The sequence below is a fragment of the Thalassovita sp. genome, assembly GCF_963691685.1.
Lineage (GTDB): Bacteria > Pseudomonadota > Alphaproteobacteria > Rhodobacterales > Rhodobacteraceae > Thalassobius.
On the sequence record NZ_OY829290.1, the window covers coordinates 343,934 to 363,945 of the forward strand.

The following is a 20,012-nucleotide window of genomic DNA, read 5'->3' on the forward strand; positions in this document are numbered from 1 at the left end:
GCATTGGGTGGTCGGTGGTGGGCAGTCGTGAAAGACTGCCCGCCAACTCCCGGTAATTTTCAAGCGCTGAGCATTCGTGCAATTCATGCGCCTTCCGCTCCCTCAGTCTGAAACCTCAGTTCGAAAATTTGTAGAGCGATCTGTGCGGCTTCCTAGCCGGATAAAGAAACTGACATGTCCCCCATACCCCTTCAGCCTGAAACTCCAGGTTGATATTGTTAGGGCGACAGGGGCTGATGTTTATGCTTGAGCTAAGTTGATCGAGGGCGTTTCGGAAACGCCTAGAAACAAGTCAAAGCGGCAGTTTTCTGGGCGGAAGCTGCCGATCAATGACGCCTATCAGACTGTTTGTCGAAGGCACTGTCTAGTGCATCTTGATTTGAAGGTCGTTGCAGCTTTGCGGTCAAAACGACGCAGCGATAGGTCTAGAGGCTTTCGGCGCGGCCCTGTAGAGAATCCCTTCGTCTCCGCCACCATCACACATTGGCGATTTTCCATTTAAAAACATTACGTTATGTGCGAGTGATTTTCGCGATCACCACACGTTATCACCATACGTTTTTCCGTGTGCGGCACCTTCTGCGTGTCCTGTATACGATGCCTTTGTAGATCATTCAGGTCTTGGGCTGCATTCGGGAGTTTAGCGCGAAGCCGGATAGCCGCCTTGCGTAGGTGGTGGGCTTTGTAAAGTCACGGGGGTCAAATGTTATGGTGGTCAAGGCCACCACAATAGTCGCTTAGTCTTAGCAACAAGCCCAGTTGCAGCGCATCAAACCCAACGAAGCTCTGTGCGGTGAGCGGAGTCGATACCGCGAATTCTAGTTGACGTCGCACATGTATTCCATCGCTCATGTATTGTCTGGACTGGCTGCGAGAACAACTCAGGCTTGCGCGCAATCTATCTTTTGACCAATCTACATGAGGCCAATCAACGTGAAATAGAATTATTTATGAGCCTACATATAACCAACATCAACATTCGGAATTTCCGCTCAGTGCGGAACCTGTCATTTAATCCGGGTAAGCTGGCCGTTCTGGTAGGCAAGAACGACTCAGGCAAGTCGAACGTCCTCAGAGCACTAAACCTATTCTTCAATGGCCGGACCATGCCAGACGAATATCTCGACTTCGAGGTCGATCACAACGTGTTCAACCACCCGAACCGGCGCGCCAAGGAAATATCTATCAAGCTAGAATTCAAGATGCCCGAGTCATATCGGGCTACGAACGGTGACTTCGTTGTTTGGGAGCGCCGATGGCGATCTCAGGGGTTAGTTCATGACGAATATTCTGGGCGGCGGCGCGTAGCTGGCCCACGTGGTGGGGCCAATGTCGAAACGGTGGAGATCCCCAGCCAATCCAACGCTCATGCGCTGCTACGGAACATCAATTTCGTCTATGTCCCCGCAATTAAGGACCTAGAATACTTCTCGGAGCTCCGGGCCAGCATCTACGACATCATTGCCGAGGTGGCCGACCGAGAGTTCCGAAATTCAAGTCGAGACTTCGAACACTCGATATCCCGCCAGTTGGAAGACCTGACGAACCAGATTACGGCATCCCTGGGCTTCAGGTCTCGCTTGGCATTGCCCAAGGACCTAAGCCACATTTTCGAGAGCCTCGATTTCCTAAGCGAAAGTCAGGATATTTCGCTTGACGCACGGGGCGATGGGATCAAAGCCAGACATATCCCGCTGATCCTTAAATTCATGGCAGATAAGAAGCGTAGCCTACAGGTGCGAGGGGCTCAGCCGCACACGTTCATCTGGGGATACGAAGAGCCTGAAAACAATCTAGAACTATCAAGTTGCGTTGAACTCGCGGATCAGTTTTGGGGTTTCGTTGACCACGGTGTCTCCCAAATATTCCTGACCACACATTCTCCAGTTTTCTATAACTTGCACCGTAAGCAGGAGAAGGGCGAGAACAGAATATCCTGTCACCACATCTTCCGAGAGGTGGATGACGAAGGCACCAAGCAGCTCACTGAACTCGGGGACCTTGATGATCGGATGGGGACCACGGCGCTATTCGCACCTCTGGTGACGAAGCTGGAAGATAGGGTAAGACGCCAGGAGAAGGCCCGTGCTGAGGTGGAACGTCTTGGCCAAGCCAACCGTCGAAAAATCTTTGTAGAGGGCGATTCAGACAAACTCATCCTAGAGAAGGCTCTGCGCGTGTTTGCGACTGAAAAGGCTGCGGAGATAGATGTGGAGACCAAAGTCGGGGCTGGCATCAATTATGTGATCGACATGCTTCAATCATGGCGCAGTCGCGCCAAACACCATCGAGAGTTGCCGAAGGCAGCAGGATTGCTGGACCTCGACCCAGAGGCAAAGGACGCGCTCAAGGACTGGAATGCTGTCCCTGATAATATTAGGTCAGCGAAGTGTTTCAAGCTGCCGACGCCGCCGCATCTGCATCCAGTTCTGCGAGCTGGGTTCCGGGTGCCTGTAGTTCTTGAGTGCCTATATGACCGCGAGGCGTGGGAGTGGGCCAGTGGTCGCGGGCATCTCAAGGCTAGGAATCTTATAGGGGTGATTTCGACCGAGCTTAATAATCAGATAGTTAATGCCGAGACCACGTTGGATGCGCACCTACACGAGGACTGGGCAATTTTTGTAAAGAAAGAATTCGATCAGGAGGGCAAAGGGCCGATGGCTAGGCACTATGCGAATAAGTCAGATGACGATTTCCGCGCCCGTATGCCGTTCTTGGGAACTCTAATCACCGAGATTGTCGACTATTTGTTTCCAGAAGGAGAGGAGCGGCCAGAAATAGTTGATGGGCCTGACCAGCCCGAAGATGGTGTTGGGTAATGAGCTTGCCCGGTTTCAGACGTCCCCCAGCCCCAAATGCTTCAGTCACGTTCAGTAGTGTCGGGCTGGTCTCATTTGCCTGTCACATTTTCAGACACAACCGGCGGGCATGGAACAGCTAGGCGACCCAAGTTGACGGATGGACCGGATGCTTCAAGGGAACGTCACCCACAGACCAGTTTCAAAAATCATGTCGCCGATTAGCGGAGACCTATTACTAGGTTGCGATCTGAGTTCTCCCCCCATGCCCCCTTCTATCCTGCTTGACCGCACGGGGGCGTTTTTGGGTGGTGTGAGCAAGCTATACAGTGACATCAATGTCATTCATGCTGGGAATGGGGGAAAGGGCGGAGGCGTTGTGTGACGCAGATACGGCTCTGTGCGCGCCGCCTAACCAGATTCTTCCTGAGCCGCATTCAGTATCCGATAGACCGACGCTCGTCCGATCTCTAACCGCCGCGCGATCTCTGTGGGGGACACACCCTCGGCCTTGAGTGCAACCACCTCAGCAGCTTTGGCGCGGGCCGTCGGGGCGCGGCCTTTGTACTTGCCCAGCGCCTTGGCCTTGGCGATGCCCTCCCGTTGCCGCTCAAGCATGATGGACCGCTCAAACTCAGCGACACTCCCAAGCAGGTTGATCATCAGTTTCCCTGTGGCAGTGGATGTGTCGAGGTTCAGGTCAAGGACCGACAGGGCCACACCCTTGGCCTCCAGAGCCTGTCTGACGTCCATCAGGTGGGCCATAGAGCGCGCCAGACGGTCCAGCTTGGTGACAACCAGCGTGTCACCCTCCCTGACGTAGCTCAGGGCCTCCTCCAGCCTTTCACGCTGTCTTAGGTCCACTGAGGAGACCTGCTCTTCGAAGATCCGCTCACATCCGGCGGCTTTGAGGTCTCTGATCTGCGCCTCAAGCCCAGCGCATTGATCAACGGTCGAGGTTCTGGCGTATCCGATCTTCATGGTGTCCCACATGGCTCTTAGTGTTTGTGAGGAATGTGTCTCACAGGCTGATTGGGACGTGTATGAGTCACTTTGACTCAGGCGCTGGGCTGTCTCACAGGGCCACGGTCTAGTGAGGACAATGGACCTTCATTCGAGGTGAAGCGACATCCGCAGTAGGCCTCCTCCCACATCAGGTAGGTACTCTCCCCATTTAGGCCTCTGAGGTCTTCTGTGTGTCACCACTTGGTCTCAGAGAGTTCGGAATGGGGACGGAATAACTCCCCGTATACGGATAACAGTCCTTGGCGAAGACGATGACGAAGAAACAGAGAGGCCTCTCCCAGATGTAGACCCCCACTCACTTGGAGTGTTGAGGCGTCCATCTGGGGGAGCGGAACGCGTGCCCCTGTTTTTGTCTTTTAGAGGTTGGCCGGTGTTACGTTCCCTTCGTTGGCTGCTTGGGAGGTGAGACTTCTTCTGACAACTTTCGCCTATTGTTTCTTCGACAGCGACGCTAGGGCGAGAACTGAAGGGTTGTTTGGGCCTCAAGCGCCCAGCTGAGGGGCCCCGTCTTCCTACCGGCTGAAGCGCCCCAGAGGCTCTCAGCGTTTCTCTCTGGGGCTCTCTCAGTTAAGCGGGAAGGGCTGCGCCTTGCGAGTCCTTAAGGAGACCAATTTGTACGGCTGCTCGGTCGAGGAGATCACGAGGGTACAGGTTGACCTTCGTAGGTACCTTGAAGCCATCGAGCAAGAAAACCCGTTCCTGCTTCTTAAGGACAATCCCTTCGTTCTTGGCCATACGGCTAGCGAGGCTCGTTAGACGACTGCGCTGACGCGGTGCCAGGTAGAAGCGGTTCAGTTCGCAGTAGCCCTGTAGCGAGTAGGTCTCGCGGGCTTTGCGCATGGATCGGTTCTCGGCGTGAAGACGTTCGACCTTCCGAGCTTGGGCCTCCATTGCCCGCATGATGAGTTCATCTTCGTCCTCCTCGCCTGTGGCGACCAGTTCTTCTCCAGCGACATAACTGCCATCTTTGCGGATCGCAGGGAGGACCACAGAGGTCACCCAGTGCTTGAAGGCCCGTGCTTCGGGTTTGCGGGAGGCGAGGATGAGTTCGTACAGACCCGCTTCGTTCACGCATTTCATGCCACGGTTAGGGAAGCTAACGTCCGTTGAACGGAGGTTGGACTTCAACATGTGGGCCGTGTTGGCGTGGTTGCAGGAGTCGATCAGGATCTGACTTGGGTTCTCGAGGCCGAGAACATCACAGACATCTTTGGCGGGGAACCAAGGCTCACCATCGATCTCGATGACGCGGATGTCGTTGTTGCAGAAGTCGTACAGGGACAAGGTGTGGTTCATGGGATTTTCCTTTCAGGGGAGAGTTTAGCGGCCAATCCGGTTCGTCCGGTGGCGCATTACCTGCGCTCGCTGGTGGCCCCCTCCAGGGGGGGGGGGCGAGGTGGTGTTAGAAGAAGTTGAGAATAACCACTGGCGTGGGTTCTTCGGTTAACGTGAGAGGCCCCAGCATGGGGGGCTCTCCAATTGTAAAGACACTCATACAGAGCCGTTAGGTCCGCTAAGGTATGTTGGCCCCTAAACGAGCCTAACGGCCCATTCCTGGGGCACCCCGCGTCTAAGAGAACGCACGATAGCGCGTACGTCTCACAGGGACGCGGTCCCGCTCCTTAATGGTGAACTCTGAATAGTGGCTGATGGGGGCGGGGGAGAACACTGGGGTCTCACCTCTGACGACAACCACACGGTCTTCTGCGGTCGCCAATCCCTCGGAGATCAAGCGACGGCATAGATCACCGATGGGAGCCTTGCTTTTGACGGTCAGGCCTCTGGCCGTGGCCACATTGGGGCCGCTCAGTTCAACGACAATCTCTTCACGCATTGCGGTTCATCCGGTGGTGCTTGATGCGGGCGAGGAGGGCTTCGCGTTCCTCCTTGGGTATGTCGGCATAACGCAGCACGGTTTCCTCCAGCGCGGCGGCGTACTGATTGACCTTGTGTTGGTCGGCTTGTTCCTGATGAGCGACACGCTTGCGCAGGTCTTCCGTCTCCTTGGTCAGGGCATCCAGGTGGCGGCGTCGGACACTGACGAAGGGCGAGGGAATAGAGACAAGCGAGACGACGATGAAAGCGATGATGAGGAGCGGGGCAAGGAAGAGGGGGTCCATTGGGAGATCCTTTCGTGAAAATAGATACAGTTAGTCGTTTACGCACAGAAAATCGGAGGACCCCCTCAGGACCAACAAACGCTGGGTCTTAAGGAGGATCATGTAGATAGAGGAAACATTGGGTAGGGAGGGGTATATACCCCCCATCCCAGACCCCAAGGAGGGGTCATTCCGAAGAACCCTAGGGACCGTCTACAGACCGTCTATATACTGTCGTACTGAAAGTCGTTGTGACAGTCGTATTGATTGTCGGAATGTGGGCTTCGCCCCTCGGGTACGCACATTTAATCTAGGATGGGTGAAGGAGTATTCGGATGATCGCTAGATAGGGCTCATGTTGCGGGCCCCTTCAACAGACTTTAGGGCGGCGGGTTGCCCTAAAGTGTAAGCGGTGCGCCGATCACACGGTTTTAGCGTAGTTCCAAGGCAGCAGTTCATTGATGTGGGTTTGCTTGTGCCCGCCAGCAATGGCTGTGAGTACGCCGCACAGATATGCGTGTGGCTCGATACCGTTGAGTTTGCAGGTCTCGATCAGTGACGCGATGGCGGCCCAGTTCTGTGCGCCAGCGTCGTGCCCGGCGAAGAGCGCGTTTTTGCGGTTTAGAGCAATGGGTCGGATGGTGCGTTCGACGGAGTTGTTGTCGAGTTCGATGCGACCATCGTCGAGGAACAGGATTAGCCCATCCCAGTATTTTGCGATGTATTTCAGGGCCTCTCCAGTTGGGGATTTGGACGAGACACGGGCACGACCTTGGGCAAGCCAAAGCTCGAGGGTGTCGATGATAGGTTTTGAGCGCTCCTGCCGTGCAGCATTGCGTTGGTCTGCGGTTAGGCCACGCAGGTCTTTTTCGATGCGATAGAGCGCCTGAATGTGCGCCAAACCCTCCTGCGCGATCGGGGCAATGCTGGACTGGGTAACATCATGCAAGTTGCGGCGTGCATGGGCCCAACAATAGGCCAGCCTCACATCCTGTGCGGGCCGTTTGAGCAAGCGGTTGTAGCCAGCATAGCCATCCACCTGCAGGGTGCCGCTGAAGCCTTTCAAGATATTGTCTGCATGCTGGCCGGATCGCCCTGGCGCATAGGTGAAGGCCACACCGGGCGGATCATCACCGCCCCATGGGCGATCATCACGGGCCAGCGCCCAGAAGTATCCGGTTTTGGTCTTTTTCCGCCCTGGGGCCAGAACCGGTGCCGGTGTCTCGTCCATGAACAGCTTGGTTGAGCGCTTCAGATCGGCCATCAGCGCCTCATAGACCGGGGCCAACTCGAATGCCGATTTGCCCACCCAAGCGGCCAAGGTCGAGCGATCCAGATCGATGCCCTGGCGACTGTAGATTTGCGCCTGTCGATAAAGCGGCAGGTGGTCCGCGTATTTGGAGACCAGAACATGCGCCAAAGTGGCTTCGGTCGGCATGCCGCTTGCAATGATGTGTGGTGGTGCTGGGGCCTGAGTGATCCCGTCCTCGCAGGATCGGCAGGCGTATTTGGGGCGACGGGTGACGATAACGCGGAACTGTGCAGGGATGATGTCCAAACGTTCGCTCACATCCTCACCTATGACATGACGCGCGGTTCCGCAGGCGCAGGAGAGATCAGGTTCAATGACCACCTCTACCCGTTCCAGATGCTTGGGCAGCGATCCACGGTTTGTCTGGCGCGGCTTTGCTGGCCGCACCGGCGCGGTGCGTTCGTCTGCGTCAATCTCGGCTTCGACCTGCGCGATGGCCGTCTCGATATCTTCGAGTTCCAACTCATATTGGGCGGGGTCAATCTTCTCGGATTTGGACCCAAACAGCGCCTTCTTGAAGGACGCGACCAGGGCTTCAAGTCGCGCATTCTGATCCTGTTGCGCACGGATGATCGCCTTCAACTCGGCAATGTCGTTGGGCAGGTCATCAGGGGCACGCATGCCCAGTTCCATACCAAAACAAGGGTGGAATGGCCCGCCCAAACGCCCCCGTGAGTCACTCCGCCGCAGCCGGAGCTGTCACCTCCAGGGGCTGCACGCGTCGCCAATCCAGACCTGCGAACAAAGCCTCAAACTGGGCTGGCTCCAGACGCATCACCCCGTTCTTAATCGCAGGCCATGTGAAACTGTTATCTTCCAGCCGCTTGTACGCCATCACCAATCCGCTGCCGTCCCAATAGATCAGCTTCAATCGATCTGCCCGCTTGGCACGGAAGACATAAACCGACCCATCAAACGGCTTCTGACGCAGGTGGCTCTGTACCAAGGCGGCCAGCCCATCATGACCTTTGCGGAAGTCCACAGGATCGCTGGCCACAAAAATCCGCACTTTATGGGATGGCATGATCACGTAGCCAAAGCCCGTGCGATCTCAACGACCCGCGCCGCTGGTGTCGCGGCGTCCAAACGAATGGTGACATCGCCTTGGATCACATCAAGCGTGCTGGTTGATGCTGTTGGTAGGGGCGAAGCCACGGGCGCAGGCGTCTCCATCTCAACAGGAACGAAGTCCATGCCGTCCAAATTGGGCAGAACCAACTTGCCCTGCCGCGCCATCCGCCGCCAATCAGACACTGTGCTGGGGATCAGCTCATACCGCTTCGCAACCGCCTTGACCGTCTCGCCTTCGAGCAACGTCTCCGCCACAATCCGAGCCTTCAACTCCGGTGGCCAACTCCGCTTGCCATCCGCCCGACGCGGCACACTTGCCAGAAACTCACATATAGCTCCCATCGAGAAACTCCCCACAAAACAAAGAAGCCTCTGAATCGCAGATCAGACGTCAGTTCGAAAGTGTGGGGGTGGCGCACCGCTTACCCTAAAGTCACATCCGCCGAATGCGTCTAAAGTGATCTGTGAGGATGAGCCGCGCGCTTAGGAGTGCAAGTGTAGAATCTCTTCAGGATTCAGCCCTTTGATCTGAAAGCGCTCGACGTTTTCTTTGCTCTGCGAGAGGGCAAAGCCGCCTGGGTTATACACCGACGAAGTAATGTTGCGATTCTCGTGCCCCACGATCTGTGCAATTTCAGCTTCTTGAACCCTGGCTGCAAACAGCTGCGAAACGAAGGTCTTGCGCAGCGAATGGAACACCTTTCCTTTCCCCTCAAAACCGTGACTAACGCGGAATGTTGCAAACCGTTTGGAGAGCGTTTGGCTTGGGTCCTTGGTTGCCCGCAGCGATGGCCAGATGGGGCCATTCTTCGTCCGCCGCTGTAATAACCATTCGAGTTTGGAATGAACGGGAACTTGCCGAATTCCTGCGTGGCTTTTCGCGGCAGTAATGTCAAATGCGACCACTCCGTCCCGTTCCACAATATCGGACCAATCCAACATACAAATCTCTTCGAGCCGCATTCCAGAATACAGGCCGATCAGAGCGATCTCAACGACTTCGATTGATCTAGCTTTTGGAAGGGCAAGTAGTTGGAGAATTTCGTCAGGTGTAAATCCTTTGTATTGCGCACTTTTTTCGCGCCTACGGTTCTTCTTGCGGTGAAGGCCATCAGTCGGGTCGCCATTTTCTGTATGCCCGTTGTCATACGCCCAGCGCCACATTCCCTTGATTGCTCCAAGGTGCCGATTCAGTGTCCCGTCGCTCAGCGGAGTTCCCTTATTGCTGTATTTCTCCACCAATGACGCGAACGACTGGCCTTTGTCGGCGACCGCTCTTCCCCAGCTATTACTCATACACGCCAATGTCCCGATAAACTGTGCTACGTCACGGCGAGAGAGAGACGATATCGATTTATCTCCGACAAATTCTGCAAGGCAGTTCAAAGTTCGTTGGTGCTGGCTTGCCGTTTGTTCGTTCATATACAGAGCCACCTCTCTTGTCAGAAAGCGACGAGAGGTTTCAGAGATGGGAAGCCCATACTCTGGCCGCTCTTTTTTTCGGCCGGTCTTAAGGTTCTCAATGGTGTCTTTGACGGCCAAAAACTGTGCTTCCACGGCGGTAGGGACCCCGATTGGATGTCCGCTATCCTCATCGAAATCGATGGCAGCTTCCTCTGCTCTTTCAAGGGTGCGGTCTTGGAGCGTTTCCAGCATTTCAATAGGCAAGGTTTCGGCAAAGCTCACCATTTCACGGTAGCTATCCCGACCAAGATCGTTGGGTGATGCGATAGGCGCACCGCGCATCGCGTCAAACCGTTTTTGGTGATGCTCAAGTCTTTCCCAGCGTAGTCGTTGGGCAACCGTGAGATCTCGAGTTTTCAGAGATTCGACAATTTCCTTTTTCCCCTCGTGCTTACGTAGCTCTTCAGGGACAGTTAGGCGGAAGTACCAAGTATGACCGCGCTTAAGAAGGTATTGCTTTCCGGCTGTCATGAGGCCCCACCGTTACAAGTCAGCGTTACATGTTGATGTTACACAAGGCCCTGATAGTAATGATTTTTAGGGAGTTCAAGGGGTTGGTGGGGCGTGCTCTTCTCACCCTGGTGCCCCTGCCATTTTCCACAAATGTCACGGCTTTTGACGCGTTGTTGCGCGCCAGCATTTCCGTTGTCTTGAGCGGTCGCACGTAAAAAAGACCCCCGAAATCGGCGGCCTTTCTTTGTTGGCTTTGCTGGCAGATCAGTCGTCCAAAGAGCGCGCGATCAGCTCTTTCATGATCTCATTGGTGCCGCCGTAGATCATCTGCACCCGGGCATCGGCGTAGAGGCGGGCGATGGGGTATTCCATCATGTAGCCATAGCCACCGTGCAGCTGCAGGCATTCGTGCATGATCTCATTTTGCACCTCAGAGCCCCAGTATTTCGCCATTGAGGCGGTGGAGGCATCCAGCGTGCCCTCATCCAGACGGGCGATACAGTCATTGACGAAACTGCGCAGCACCTCGGCTTTGGTTTTACATTCGGCCAGTTTGAAACGGGTGTTCTGGAAATCCATCACACGTTTGCCAAAGGCCTTGCGTTCCTTAACGTAGCGCAGGGTTTCCTCGATGGCGAAGTCAATTGCCCCCAGCGCCATCACGGCGATCATCAGCCGTTCCCAGGGCAGCTGCTTCATCAGCTGATAAAACCCCTGGCCCTCCTCCGGGCCGATCAGATTGTCGGCCGGCACTTTGACGTTTTCAAAGAACAGCTCAGAGGTGTCGTTGCCCTTCATCCCCATTTTCTTGAGGTTGCGGCCGCGGCTGAAGCCTTCGACTTCGGCCGGTTCCACCACGATCAGCGACACACCTTTGGCGCCCGCGTCCTTGTCGGTCTTGGCAACCACAATGATCAGGTCCGCGCTCTGGCCGTTGGTGATGAAGATCTTTGAGCCGTTGATGGTGTAGCCGTTGCCCTCTTTGGTGGCCGAGGTGCGCACCGATTGCAGGTCCGATCCGGTGCCCGGTTCGGTCATTGCAATTGCGCCCACCATCTCGCCCGTGACCAGCTTTGGCAGCCAGCGCTGTTTCTGCGCATCGGTGCCATAGGCGTTGATGTAATGCATGACGATTGACTGAATGCCGTAGCCCCAGCCGATATCGCCCTTGCGGGCCTGTTCATAAACGGTCACCGCATCAAAGCTGATGCCGCCGCCTACGCCGCCCAAATCCTCGGGGATAGCGCCGGCCATGATACCGGCCTCACCGGCCTTGTTCCAAAATTCGCGGTCGACCACACCCTGATCAATCCAGGCCTCCAGCCGGGGCACCATTTCATCGTCAAAGAAACGGGCGCAGCTGTCGGCGAACATCTTGTGTTCGTCCTGAACCCAGGCGGCGGATGGCGAAAATAGCGTCATGATCTGTCCTCTCCCTGCGCGCGTAGAGACGCGGCTTGCTTGGCCTTAGGGCTAGTGGGCGATGTCAGCTTTTGTCAACTTCGCCGCGAAATGACGTTGCGACCGGGATCGGTTCACCGGATTGCCGGTAAGCCCGCGGGGTGACGCCGGTCCAGTCTTTGAACGCGCGAACAAAGGCGCTGGTTTCAGAATAACCCAGCCGCAGCGCAATGGCATCGATGCGCAGATCCCCCTCGCCCAGCAGCCGCAGCGCATGATCGCGCCGCACCGCGCGGCGGATTTCTGGCACATCGCGGCCCTCACGTTTCAGGCGGCGGCGCAGGGTGTGCACGGGCAGCTGCAAAGCATCCGCGATCGCCTGCATGGAGGGCAGCGGCTGCCCCGCCTCAATCGCATGCGCAATGCGCTGCGCCACCCGCAGCGGCAGACCATCCTCAAGGCTGACCGGCAAAAACGCATCCAGCGGCGTGCGGCGGGCCCAATCGGCCGCCTGTTTCTCACTGCGGATGACGGGGGCATCCAATGCGGCGCTAGGGATCGCATAACCACAGCTGGCCCGTTGGAAACTCAACCGCGCCTTTGGGAACAGCTGGCCGTAGATCGCGTGGTGCGTGGGGCGGGGATAGTCAAACCAGGCTTCGCGCAGCGGCAACCAGCCGCCGCCCATCCAGGCCAGCAGCCGATGCGGCAACACCAGCACCATTTCCGCCCCCAACTCGGTGATTGGATAGGCGGGATCTGTGCGTTCCAGATGCAGCCGCGTGGTTTCAGCCCCGTGGCGCAGGGTCACGTGGAAACTGTTGTCTAGCATATTGGTAAAGGCGGCAAAACGCTCCAACGCGTCGCGCAGGGTGGCGCCATGTGACATATGCGCGGCGGTGATCGCGAAGGTGCCGATGCGTTGGGGCCGCTGGATCTGCCCCGCGTATTCGTCATCCATCGTGAGCGTGACAGCCCGCATCAGCTGGACAAAATCTGCTATGGTCAGGCTATCGGGTTGTGGCACCAGCCCGGCCCGCTGCAACACCGGCTCAAGGCTGATGCCGGCGGCCCGGGCCCCGCTCAGCAGGTTGGCCGTCAGGGCATTGGGGATCGAGGGCAGGGCGGGCATAGCTGGGTCGCGTTGTTAAGTTTTGTCTGTTTTTTGTTTGGTTTTGTGATTGTCACCTTGCCGGTGAAATGTCCACTGTTTTGCAGATCCGCGTGTCAAAGGAGGAGCCCACCATGACAGCCGCCTACATCTATGACGCCATCCGGACCCCGCGGTCCAAAGGCAAGGCCGGGGGCACCTTGAATGAGGTGAAGCCCGTGCGGCTGGCCGCTGGCCTGCTGGAGGAGCTGCAACGGCGCCATGACCTCGACACGGCGAAGGTTGAGGATGTGATGCTGGGCTGCGTGGCGCCCCTGATGGATCAGGGCAGCTGCATTGCCAAAGCGGCGGTGATGTCTGCGGGCTGGGATGAGGCCGTGCCGGGTGTGCAGCTCGATCGCTTCTGTGGCTCAGGGCTTGAGGCGGTGAATATGGCGGCGGCCAAGGTTGGCTCGGGCCAGCAGGATCTGGTGGTGGCCGGCGGGCTGGAAGCGATGAGCCGCGTGCCCATCGGATCCTCCGGTGGGCCGATGTTTTTTGATCCGGATTTTGTTATCGATAACAATTCGGCACCGCAGGGCATTGGCGCTGACCTGATTGCCACTTTGGATGGCTATAGCCGTGAAGATGTCGATGCCTTTGCTGTGGAAAGCCAACGCCGCGCCGCCCATGCGCGTGACAGCGGCTGGTTTGACGGATCCGTGGTGCCGGTGCGCGATGAAAACGGCATCACCATTCAGCAGCGCGATGATTTCATCAAACCCGGCACCGACATGCAGAAGCTGGGTGCGCTGAACCCCAGCTTTGCGCAGATGGGGGCTTACGGGTTTGATGACATGGCTTTTGCCAAATACCCGCAAGTCAGTGAGATCAACCATGTGCATACGCCCGGCAACTCCTCTGGGATTGTGGATGGGGCGGCGGCTGTCATGGTGGGGTCTGAACAGGCGGGCCGTGATCTGGGGCTGACCCCGCGCGGTCGGATTGTGGCCACCACGGTGATCGCCAGCGATCCGGTGATCATGCTGGCCGGCCCCGGGCCAGCAGCGCAGAAATGCCTGGCCAAGGCAGGGCTAACCGTGGCCGATATCGACCTTTGGGAAATTAACGAAGCCTTCGCCTCGGTCGCGATGCGTTACATGAAGGATCTGGGCATTTCGCATGAGATCACCAATGTGAACGGTGGTGCGATTGCCATGGGCCACCCCTTGGGGGCGACGGGGGGCATGCTGGTCTCGACCATGTTGGATGAGTTGGAACGGCGGCAGGCCAAACGGGCGATGATTTCGCTGTGTATTGGCGGCGGCATGGGCATTTCGACCCTGATTGAGCGTGTGTAAGGGGGGCGTGTGATGAAAGAGTTTTCCTATAGCAAAGATGCCGCGGGCATCGTGACGGTCACCATGGATATGGAGGGCCCCGTCAATTCGATGAACGCCGAATTTGGCCCGATCTACAAACAGATGGTCGACCGGCTGGAGGCCGAAGCGGGCCTGACGGGGGTGATCCTGACCTCAGCCAAAGACACGTTTTTTGCCGGTGGCGATCTGAAACGTCTGCTGGCCATCACCCCGGATCAGGCGGACATGCTCTTTGCCGAGGTTGAGGATATGAAGGCCGACATGCGGCGGCTTGAGAAACTGCCGGTGCCGGTGGTGGCCGCCATCAACGGGGCAGCGCTGGGCGGCGGATTTGAGCTGTGCCTGGTCTGCAACCACCGCATTGCCGCAACCAACCCCAAGACCAAGATCGGCCTGCCAGAGGTCACGCTTGGCCTCTTGCCCGGGGCGGGCGGCGTGGTGCGTTTGGTGCATCTGCTGGGGTTGGAGCCGGCCATGCCTTTCGTGATGGAGGGTAAGCAATTGGCGCCCGAGGCGGCGCTGAAGGCCGGGTTGATCCATGAGGTTGTCGCGCCCGAGGATTTGCTGGCCCGCGCCCGGGACTGGATCCTGTCGGTGCAGGGTGATGCTGATGCGGCCACCCAACCCTGGGATCAGAAGGGTCACCGCATTCCCGGTGGTGGGTCCAACAGCCCCAAAATGGCGCCGCGCATTGCTGGCGCCGCGGCAATGCTGTTTCAGAAAACCAAAGGGCTGTTGCCCGCCCCGAAAAAGATCCTCGACATCATGGTTGAGGCAGGTGGCAAATTGGATTTCGACACTGCCCTGCGTTATGAGACCCGTCGTTTCGTCTCGCTGGTGATTTCGCCCGAGGCGAAGAACATGATCTCCACCTTCTTTTTTGGCCTCAATCAGGTCAAAGGCGGGGCCAGCCGGCCCAAGGACGTGCCGCGCAGCAAGGTGCAGCGGCTCGGGATTTTGGGCGCAGGCATGATGGGGCAGGGCATTGCCTATTCCGCGGCGATGGCAGGGATTGAGGTTGTCCTGCGCGACATGACGCAAGAGGCGGCAGAGCGTGGCAAAGCCTACACCGAGGCGCTCCTGACCAAACGGGTCAAACGCGGCCGGATGACTGAGGCGGAGGCTGCTGCCGTTCTGGCCCGCATCACCCCCGTTGCCGACACCGAAGCCCTGCGCGGCTGTGACATGATCATTGAGGCCGTGTTTGAAAAGATTGAGGTCAAGGATCAGGTGCTGGCTGAGTGTGAGGCACTCTTGGGTGAGGACGGCGTCTGGGGCTCAAACACCTCCACCCTGCCGATCACCCGTCTGGCCAGCAAGGCTGCGAACCGGGCCAATTTCGTTGGCCTGCACTTCTTCTCCCCCGTCGACAAAATGCCTCTGTTGGAAATCATTGCGGGGCAGGACACATCGGATGAAACCTTGGCGCGGGCCTTTGATTTCGCACAGCAGATCCGCAAGACACCGATCATCGTGGGGGACAAAACGGGCTTTTACACTTCACGCACCATTGGCACCAAGATCATCGAAGCGGTGGAACTGGTGGCCGAAGGCCATGATCCGATCCGGGTCGATAACCTGTCCCGGTTGACTGGGATGCCCACGGGCATGCTCAGCCTGTTGGATGAGGTGCAGATCAAGCTGGTCACCGATATCTACCGCACACAGGTCGGTATGGGCCTGCTGGATCCGGCGGAAGAACAGAACCCCAAAGCGCGCGATATGCTGGCCGCAATGTTGGACGATCATGACCGTGTAGGCCGCGCGACGGGCAAGGGGTTTTATGACTACGCCGATGGCACCAAGGTGATCTGGGAGGGCCTGCAGCACTGGCGCGATCCGGAGGCCATGATCAGTGACCGCGATATTCAGGACCGCATCCTGTTCCGCCCGGTGCTGGAAAGCCTGCGCTGCCTGGAGGAGGGCGTCCTGCGGTCGGTCGCGGATGGCAATATCGGCTCCATCATGGGGATTGGCGCGCCGGTCCACACTGGCGGCTACATCCAATATGTGAACACCTATGGCCTCGACCGGTTTGTGGCGCGCTGCGAAGAGCTTGCCGCCGCCTATGGTCCCCGGTTTGCCCCACCCCAGATCCTTCGCGATCACGCCGCCAACGGGCAGCCGTTCCGCTAAGCGGCGCGATTCGACAGGCAGATCTTTGGCAAAGACAGCGCCCCCGGCCCATCAGGTCGGGGGCGTTTCGCGTCTGAGACGGCGGCAAGGCAATGATCTGTAACCGGAAAACCCCTCTATTCCAGGAACGCATGGGTGATTTGAAATCAGCATTGGTTTGCGCCCCTTCTGTGCCATTAGTCTGTTCGGGGTGCGGGCCATGGGGAGGGCGCGCGCCAGCGGGAGGAGACACAGATGCAACTGGCAACGCTAGGCAGCAGGATTGGGATGCGGCGCCTTGGCCCGATTGCGGCCCTCTGTCTGATGTTTGGCGGCAATGCAGCGGCGGCTGAGGTGACCCTGCGGGTGGCGCTGGATGCCGATCCGGTATCACTCGACCCGCATGAGCAGCTTTCAGGCGGCACCTTGCAGATGGCGCATCTGCTGTTTGACCCTCTGGTGCGCTGGACACAGGATCTGCAGTTTGAGCCTCGGCTTGCTGAACGCTGGGAACAGATCGACGCCACCACCACCCGGTTCTATCTGCGCGAAGGCGTGCGGTTTCATTCCGGCAATCCGCTGACCGCTGCTGATGTGGCCTGGACGTTTGAGCGGCTGCAGACCAGCCCGGATTTCAAAGGGGTCTTTGCCCCCTTTGTTGGGGTTGAGGTCAAGGATGCGCTGACCCTCGATCTGATCACGGCAGAGCCCTATCCGCTGGTCCTGCACAATGCGACCTACATCTTCCCGATGGACCGCGCCTTTTACAGCGGCCTGACCGAGAAGGGGCAGGATAAGGCCCAGCTGGTCAAGCACGGCCACAGCTTTGCCTCACGCCATGTGTCCGGCACCGGACCCTTTGTGGTCACTGCTCGGGAACAGGGGGTCAGGGTCAACTTCCAACGGTTTGCGGATCACTGGGATCAATCCTCACCGGGGAATGTGGACCAGATCCGTCTGACCCCGATTAAGGAGGATGCCACACGGGTGGCGGCGCTGCTGGCGGGGGACGTGGACTTTATCTTCCCAGTGCCGCCCAATTCCCTACCCCGGGTGGATCAAAGCCCGCGCACCAAATTGATCACCACACCGGGCACACGCATCATTTCCTTTCAGTTGGATCAGAACCGGGTGCCGGCCTTTCGCGATGTCCGGGTGCGCCGGGCCATCGATTATGCGGTGAACAACGCAGGCATCGTGGATCGGATCATGCGGGGCTTTGCCACCGTTGCAGCGCAGGCCAGCCCACAGGGTTACCCGGGCCATGATCCCAATCTGAAGGCGCGGTTTGATCTGGCCAAAGCCAAGGCCCTGATGGCCGAGGCCGGCTATGCCGATGGGTTCACCATCACCATGATGGCGCCAAACAATCGCTACATAAATGATGACAAGATCGCCCGCGCCGTTGCGGCGATGCTGGCCAAGATCAACATCAAGGTGGATCTGCAAACCTTCCCCAAGGCGCAATACTGGCCGCTTTATGATGCCCGTGCGGCCGATATGATGATGATCGGCTGGCACTCCGATACTGAGGACTCGGCCAACTTCCACCAGTTCCTGACCGCCTGCCCCAATGCTGAGACGGGGTATGGGCAGTATAATGGCGGGCACTATTGCAGCGAAGAGGCTGATGCCCTACTGCAGGCCGCCGCGGCCGAGACGGACAGCGCGAAACGGGCCGAGATGCTGCAACAGCTCGAAGGCATCCTCTATCACGATGCGGCCTATATCCCGCTGCATTGGCAGAACCTTGCATGGGGCGCCGGTCAGGGGATCGGGGCCGAGGCCATCGTGAACGCGCTGAACTTCCCCTATTTCGGGGATCTGGTGGTGAATGAATGACCCTGTGCCTGAACAATAAAGGGGCGTGTTGAAACGATGATCGCCTATCTGGTCAAACGGCTGGTCCAAGGGATTGCGGTGATGCTGGTCATCTCCGCTCTTGGGTTTGCGATCCAGAGTCATCTGGGTGATCCCTTGCGCGATCTTGTCGGCCAGTCGCTGGGGCAGGAAGCGCAGCAACAGCTGCGTCAGGATCTGGGGTTGGACGATCCCTATTGGGCGCAATACGTCAGATTTCTGGGCCGTGTGGTGCAGGGTGATCTGGGCACCAGCCTGTTTTTTGATGAACCGGCGCTGCAGGTCATCCTGAAGAAGCTGCCCGCCACGCTGGAACTGGTGTTTGCCGCGACGGTGATCATCGTGCTGCTGTCGGTGCCGCTGGGCGTTTACACTGCCATCCGGCCCCACGCGATCCTCAGCCGGGTGATCATGGGGCTATCGGTGCTGGGCATTTCGACCCCGGTGTTTCTGACCGCCATCCTGATGATCTCGGTCTTTTCGGTGGGCTATGGCTGGCTGCCTGCCTTTGGCCGGGGCGATGTGGTGCCTGTCGTGGGTTATTGGGAAACAAACTTCGCCAGCCTGGACGGGCTGTCGCACATCCTGCTGCCCTCGGTGGCGCTGGCCGCGATCATGTTGCCGATGTTTATCCGGCTGATCCGGGCTGAGATGCTGGAAGTCCTGCAAAGCGACTATGTGAAATATGCCCGCGCCAAGGGGCTGCACCCGCTGCGGATCTATTATGTGCATGCGCTGAAGAACACGCTGATGCCGGTGATCACGCTGGGAGGTGTGCAGATTGGCACGATGGTGGCCTATACGATCCTGACCGAAACGGTGTTTCAGTGGCCCGGCATGGGCTTCATGTTCCTTGAGGCGGTGAATCGCGCGGATACGCCCTTGATTGTGGCCTATCTGATTGTGGTGGGGCTGATCTTTGTGCTGACCAACACCCTTGTTGATCTGATCTACGCGCTGGTCAATCCAACCGTCAAACTGGCGAGGATGGGCGCATGAGCAACCTGCTGATCACCCCGCCACCGTCGCGCTGGGCCCGGTTCTGGACCTCACCGCTGGGCGATAGCCTGCGTGGCAATCCGGTGGCGCTGGTGGCCTTGCTGGTGTTTTCCGTGATCGTGGTGCTGGCCCTGCTGGCGCCGGTAATTGCGCCCTTTGACCCCTATGATCCCACCCAGATCGATATCATGAACTCGGACCTGCCGCCTTTCTGGATCCCCGGGGCAGATCCGCAGTTTGTCTTGGGCAGCGACGATCAGGGCCGCGATATGTGGTCGGCGATCCTTTATGGCACCCGACTGTCGCTGCTGATTGGGCTAGCGGCGGTTGCGCTGCAGGCAACCCTGGGCATCGCGATCGGCCTGGCTGCTGGATACTTGGGTGGGCGGGTTGATAGCCTCTTGATGCGGCTTGCTGACATTCAGCTGAGTTTTTCGACCCTGATGCTGGCGATTGTGGTGCTGGCGGTGACCCATGCCATGTGGGGCGCGGCGGTTTTTGACCGCTATGCGGTGGTGGCGGTGATTGCCGTGATTGGGCTGGCCGAGTGGCCGCAATATGCGCGCACCCTGCGGGCCACGGTTCTGGCCGAGCGGCAGAAGGAATATGTCGACAGCGCCCGGGTGCTGGGCTTTGGCCCGCTGCGCATCATGCTGCGCCACATCCTGCCAAATGCAATGTCGCCGATCTTTGTGATCTCCACCGTGCAGGTGGGCAATGCCATCATCGCTGAGGCCTCACTCAGCTTCCTTGGGCTGGGGCTGCCGGCCAGCCAGCCCTCGCTTGGGGCGCTGATTGCCTCGGGGTTTGACTATATTTTTGCCGGCAGCTGGTGGATCACTGCGCTGCCCGGCGGGGTTCTGGTGGTTCTGGTTCTGGTGATCAACCTGCTGGGGGATTGGCTGCGTGATGCGCTGAACCCGCGGCTTTATAAGGTGTAGC

15 protein-coding genes are annotated in these 20,012 nt (G+C 58.1%); 6 read left to right on the top strand and 9 right to left on the bottom strand.

The window, feature by feature from the left end; translation table 11 throughout:
• Positions 1–887 precede the first annotated feature (887 nt).
• Positions 888–2,819 (top strand): ATP-dependent nuclease, encoded by a 1,932-nt coding sequence (locus ACORLH_RS01570; protein WP_321830867.1) that lies wholly within the window; start codon positions 888–890, stop codon positions 2,817–2,819.
• Between the two features lie 390 nt (positions 2,820–3,209).
• Here the strand turns inward: ACORLH_RS01570 and ACORLH_RS01575 are convergent, their stop codons facing one another.
• The 9 genes from ACORLH_RS01575 to ACORLH_RS01615 all read right to left on the bottom strand — a co-directional run bounded on the left by ACORLH_RS01575 (position 3,210) and on the right by ACORLH_RS01615 (position 12,756).
• On the bottom strand, positions 3,210–3,779 hold the full coding sequence (locus ACORLH_RS01575; protein ID WP_321830868.1) for a recombinase family protein: 570 nt from the start codon (positions 3,777–3,779) through the stop codon (positions 3,210–3,212).
• Positions 3,780–4,391: 612 nt separating this feature from the next.
• Positions 4,392–5,120: a Bro-N domain-containing protein gene (locus ACORLH_RS01580; RefSeq protein WP_321830869.1), complete on the bottom strand. Its 729-nt coding sequence runs from the start codon at positions 5,118–5,120 to the stop codon at positions 4,392–4,394.
• 530 nt (positions 5,121–5,650) lie between these two features.
• Positions 5,651–5,944, bottom strand: coding sequence for a hypothetical protein (locus ACORLH_RS01585; protein ID WP_321830870.1), 294 nt, complete (start codon positions 5,942–5,944; stop codon positions 5,651–5,653).
• 400 nt (positions 5,945–6,344) lie between these two features.
• Positions 6,345–7,856 (bottom strand): IS66 family transposase, encoded by a 1,512-nt coding sequence (gene tnpC / locus ACORLH_RS01590; RefSeq protein WP_321828720.1) that lies wholly within the window; start codon positions 7,854–7,856, stop codon positions 6,345–6,347.
• A gap of 55 nt (positions 7,857–7,911) precedes the next feature.
• Positions 7,912–8,259, bottom strand: a complete 348-nt coding sequence (tnpB, locus tag ACORLH_RS01595; RefSeq protein ID WP_321828719.1) for an IS66 family insertion sequence element accessory protein TnpB — start codon at positions 8,257–8,259, stop codon at positions 7,912–7,914.
• Between the two features lie 2 nt (positions 8,260–8,261).
• Complete coding sequence (locus ACORLH_RS01600) at positions 8,262–8,648, bottom strand: transposase (protein WP_321828718.1); 387 nt, start codon at positions 8,646–8,648, stop codon at positions 8,262–8,264.
• Positions 8,649–8,789: 141 nt separating this feature from the next.
• Positions 8,790–10,241 (bottom strand): DUF6538 domain-containing protein, encoded by a 1,452-nt coding sequence (locus tag ACORLH_RS01605; RefSeq protein ID WP_321830871.1) that lies wholly within the window; start codon positions 10,239–10,241, stop codon positions 8,790–8,792.
• A gap of 246 nt (positions 10,242–10,487) precedes the next feature.
• Positions 10,488–11,645, bottom strand: a complete 1,158-nt coding sequence (locus ACORLH_RS01610) for an acyl-CoA dehydrogenase family protein (protein ID WP_321830873.1) — start codon at positions 11,643–11,645, stop codon at positions 10,488–10,490.
• Between the two features lie 64 nt (positions 11,646–11,709).
• Complete coding sequence (locus ACORLH_RS01615; protein WP_321830875.1) at positions 11,710–12,756, bottom strand: AraC family transcriptional regulator; 1,047 nt, start codon at positions 12,754–12,756, stop codon at positions 11,710–11,712.
• A gap of 113 nt (positions 12,757–12,869) precedes the next feature.
• Between ACORLH_RS01615 and ACORLH_RS01620 the strand changes: the two genes are divergently transcribed.
• From ACORLH_RS01620 to ACORLH_RS01640, 5 genes are all read left to right on the top strand, one after another.
• A complete protein-coding gene (locus ACORLH_RS01620; RefSeq protein WP_321830877.1) occupies positions 12,870–14,075 on the top strand; it encodes an acetyl-CoA C-acetyltransferase in 1,206 nt (401 codons plus the stop codon).
• Positions 14,076–14,087: 12 nt separating this feature from the next.
• Entirely contained in the window at positions 14,088–16,232 is a 2,145-nt protein-coding gene (locus ACORLH_RS01625; RefSeq protein WP_321830879.1) for a 3-hydroxyacyl-CoA dehydrogenase NAD-binding domain-containing protein, read from the top strand.
• Positions 16,233–16,499: 267 nt separating this feature from the next.
• Entirely contained in the window at positions 16,500–18,053 is a 1,554-nt protein-coding gene (locus ACORLH_RS01630; RefSeq protein WP_321832753.1) for an ABC transporter substrate-binding protein, read from the top strand.
• 36 nt (positions 18,054–18,089) lie between these two features.
• A complete protein-coding gene (locus ACORLH_RS01635) occupies positions 18,090–19,070 on the top strand; it encodes an ABC transporter permease (protein ID WP_321830880.1) in 981 nt (326 codons plus the stop codon).
• On the top strand, positions 19,067–20,011 hold the full coding sequence (locus ACORLH_RS01640; protein ID WP_321830881.1) for an ABC transporter permease: 945 nt from the start codon (positions 19,067–19,069) through the stop codon (positions 20,009–20,011). The genes ACORLH_RS01635 and ACORLH_RS01640 overlap by 4 nt, the downstream gene beginning before the upstream one ends.
• The last annotated feature ends 1 nt before the right edge of the window (position 20,012 follow it).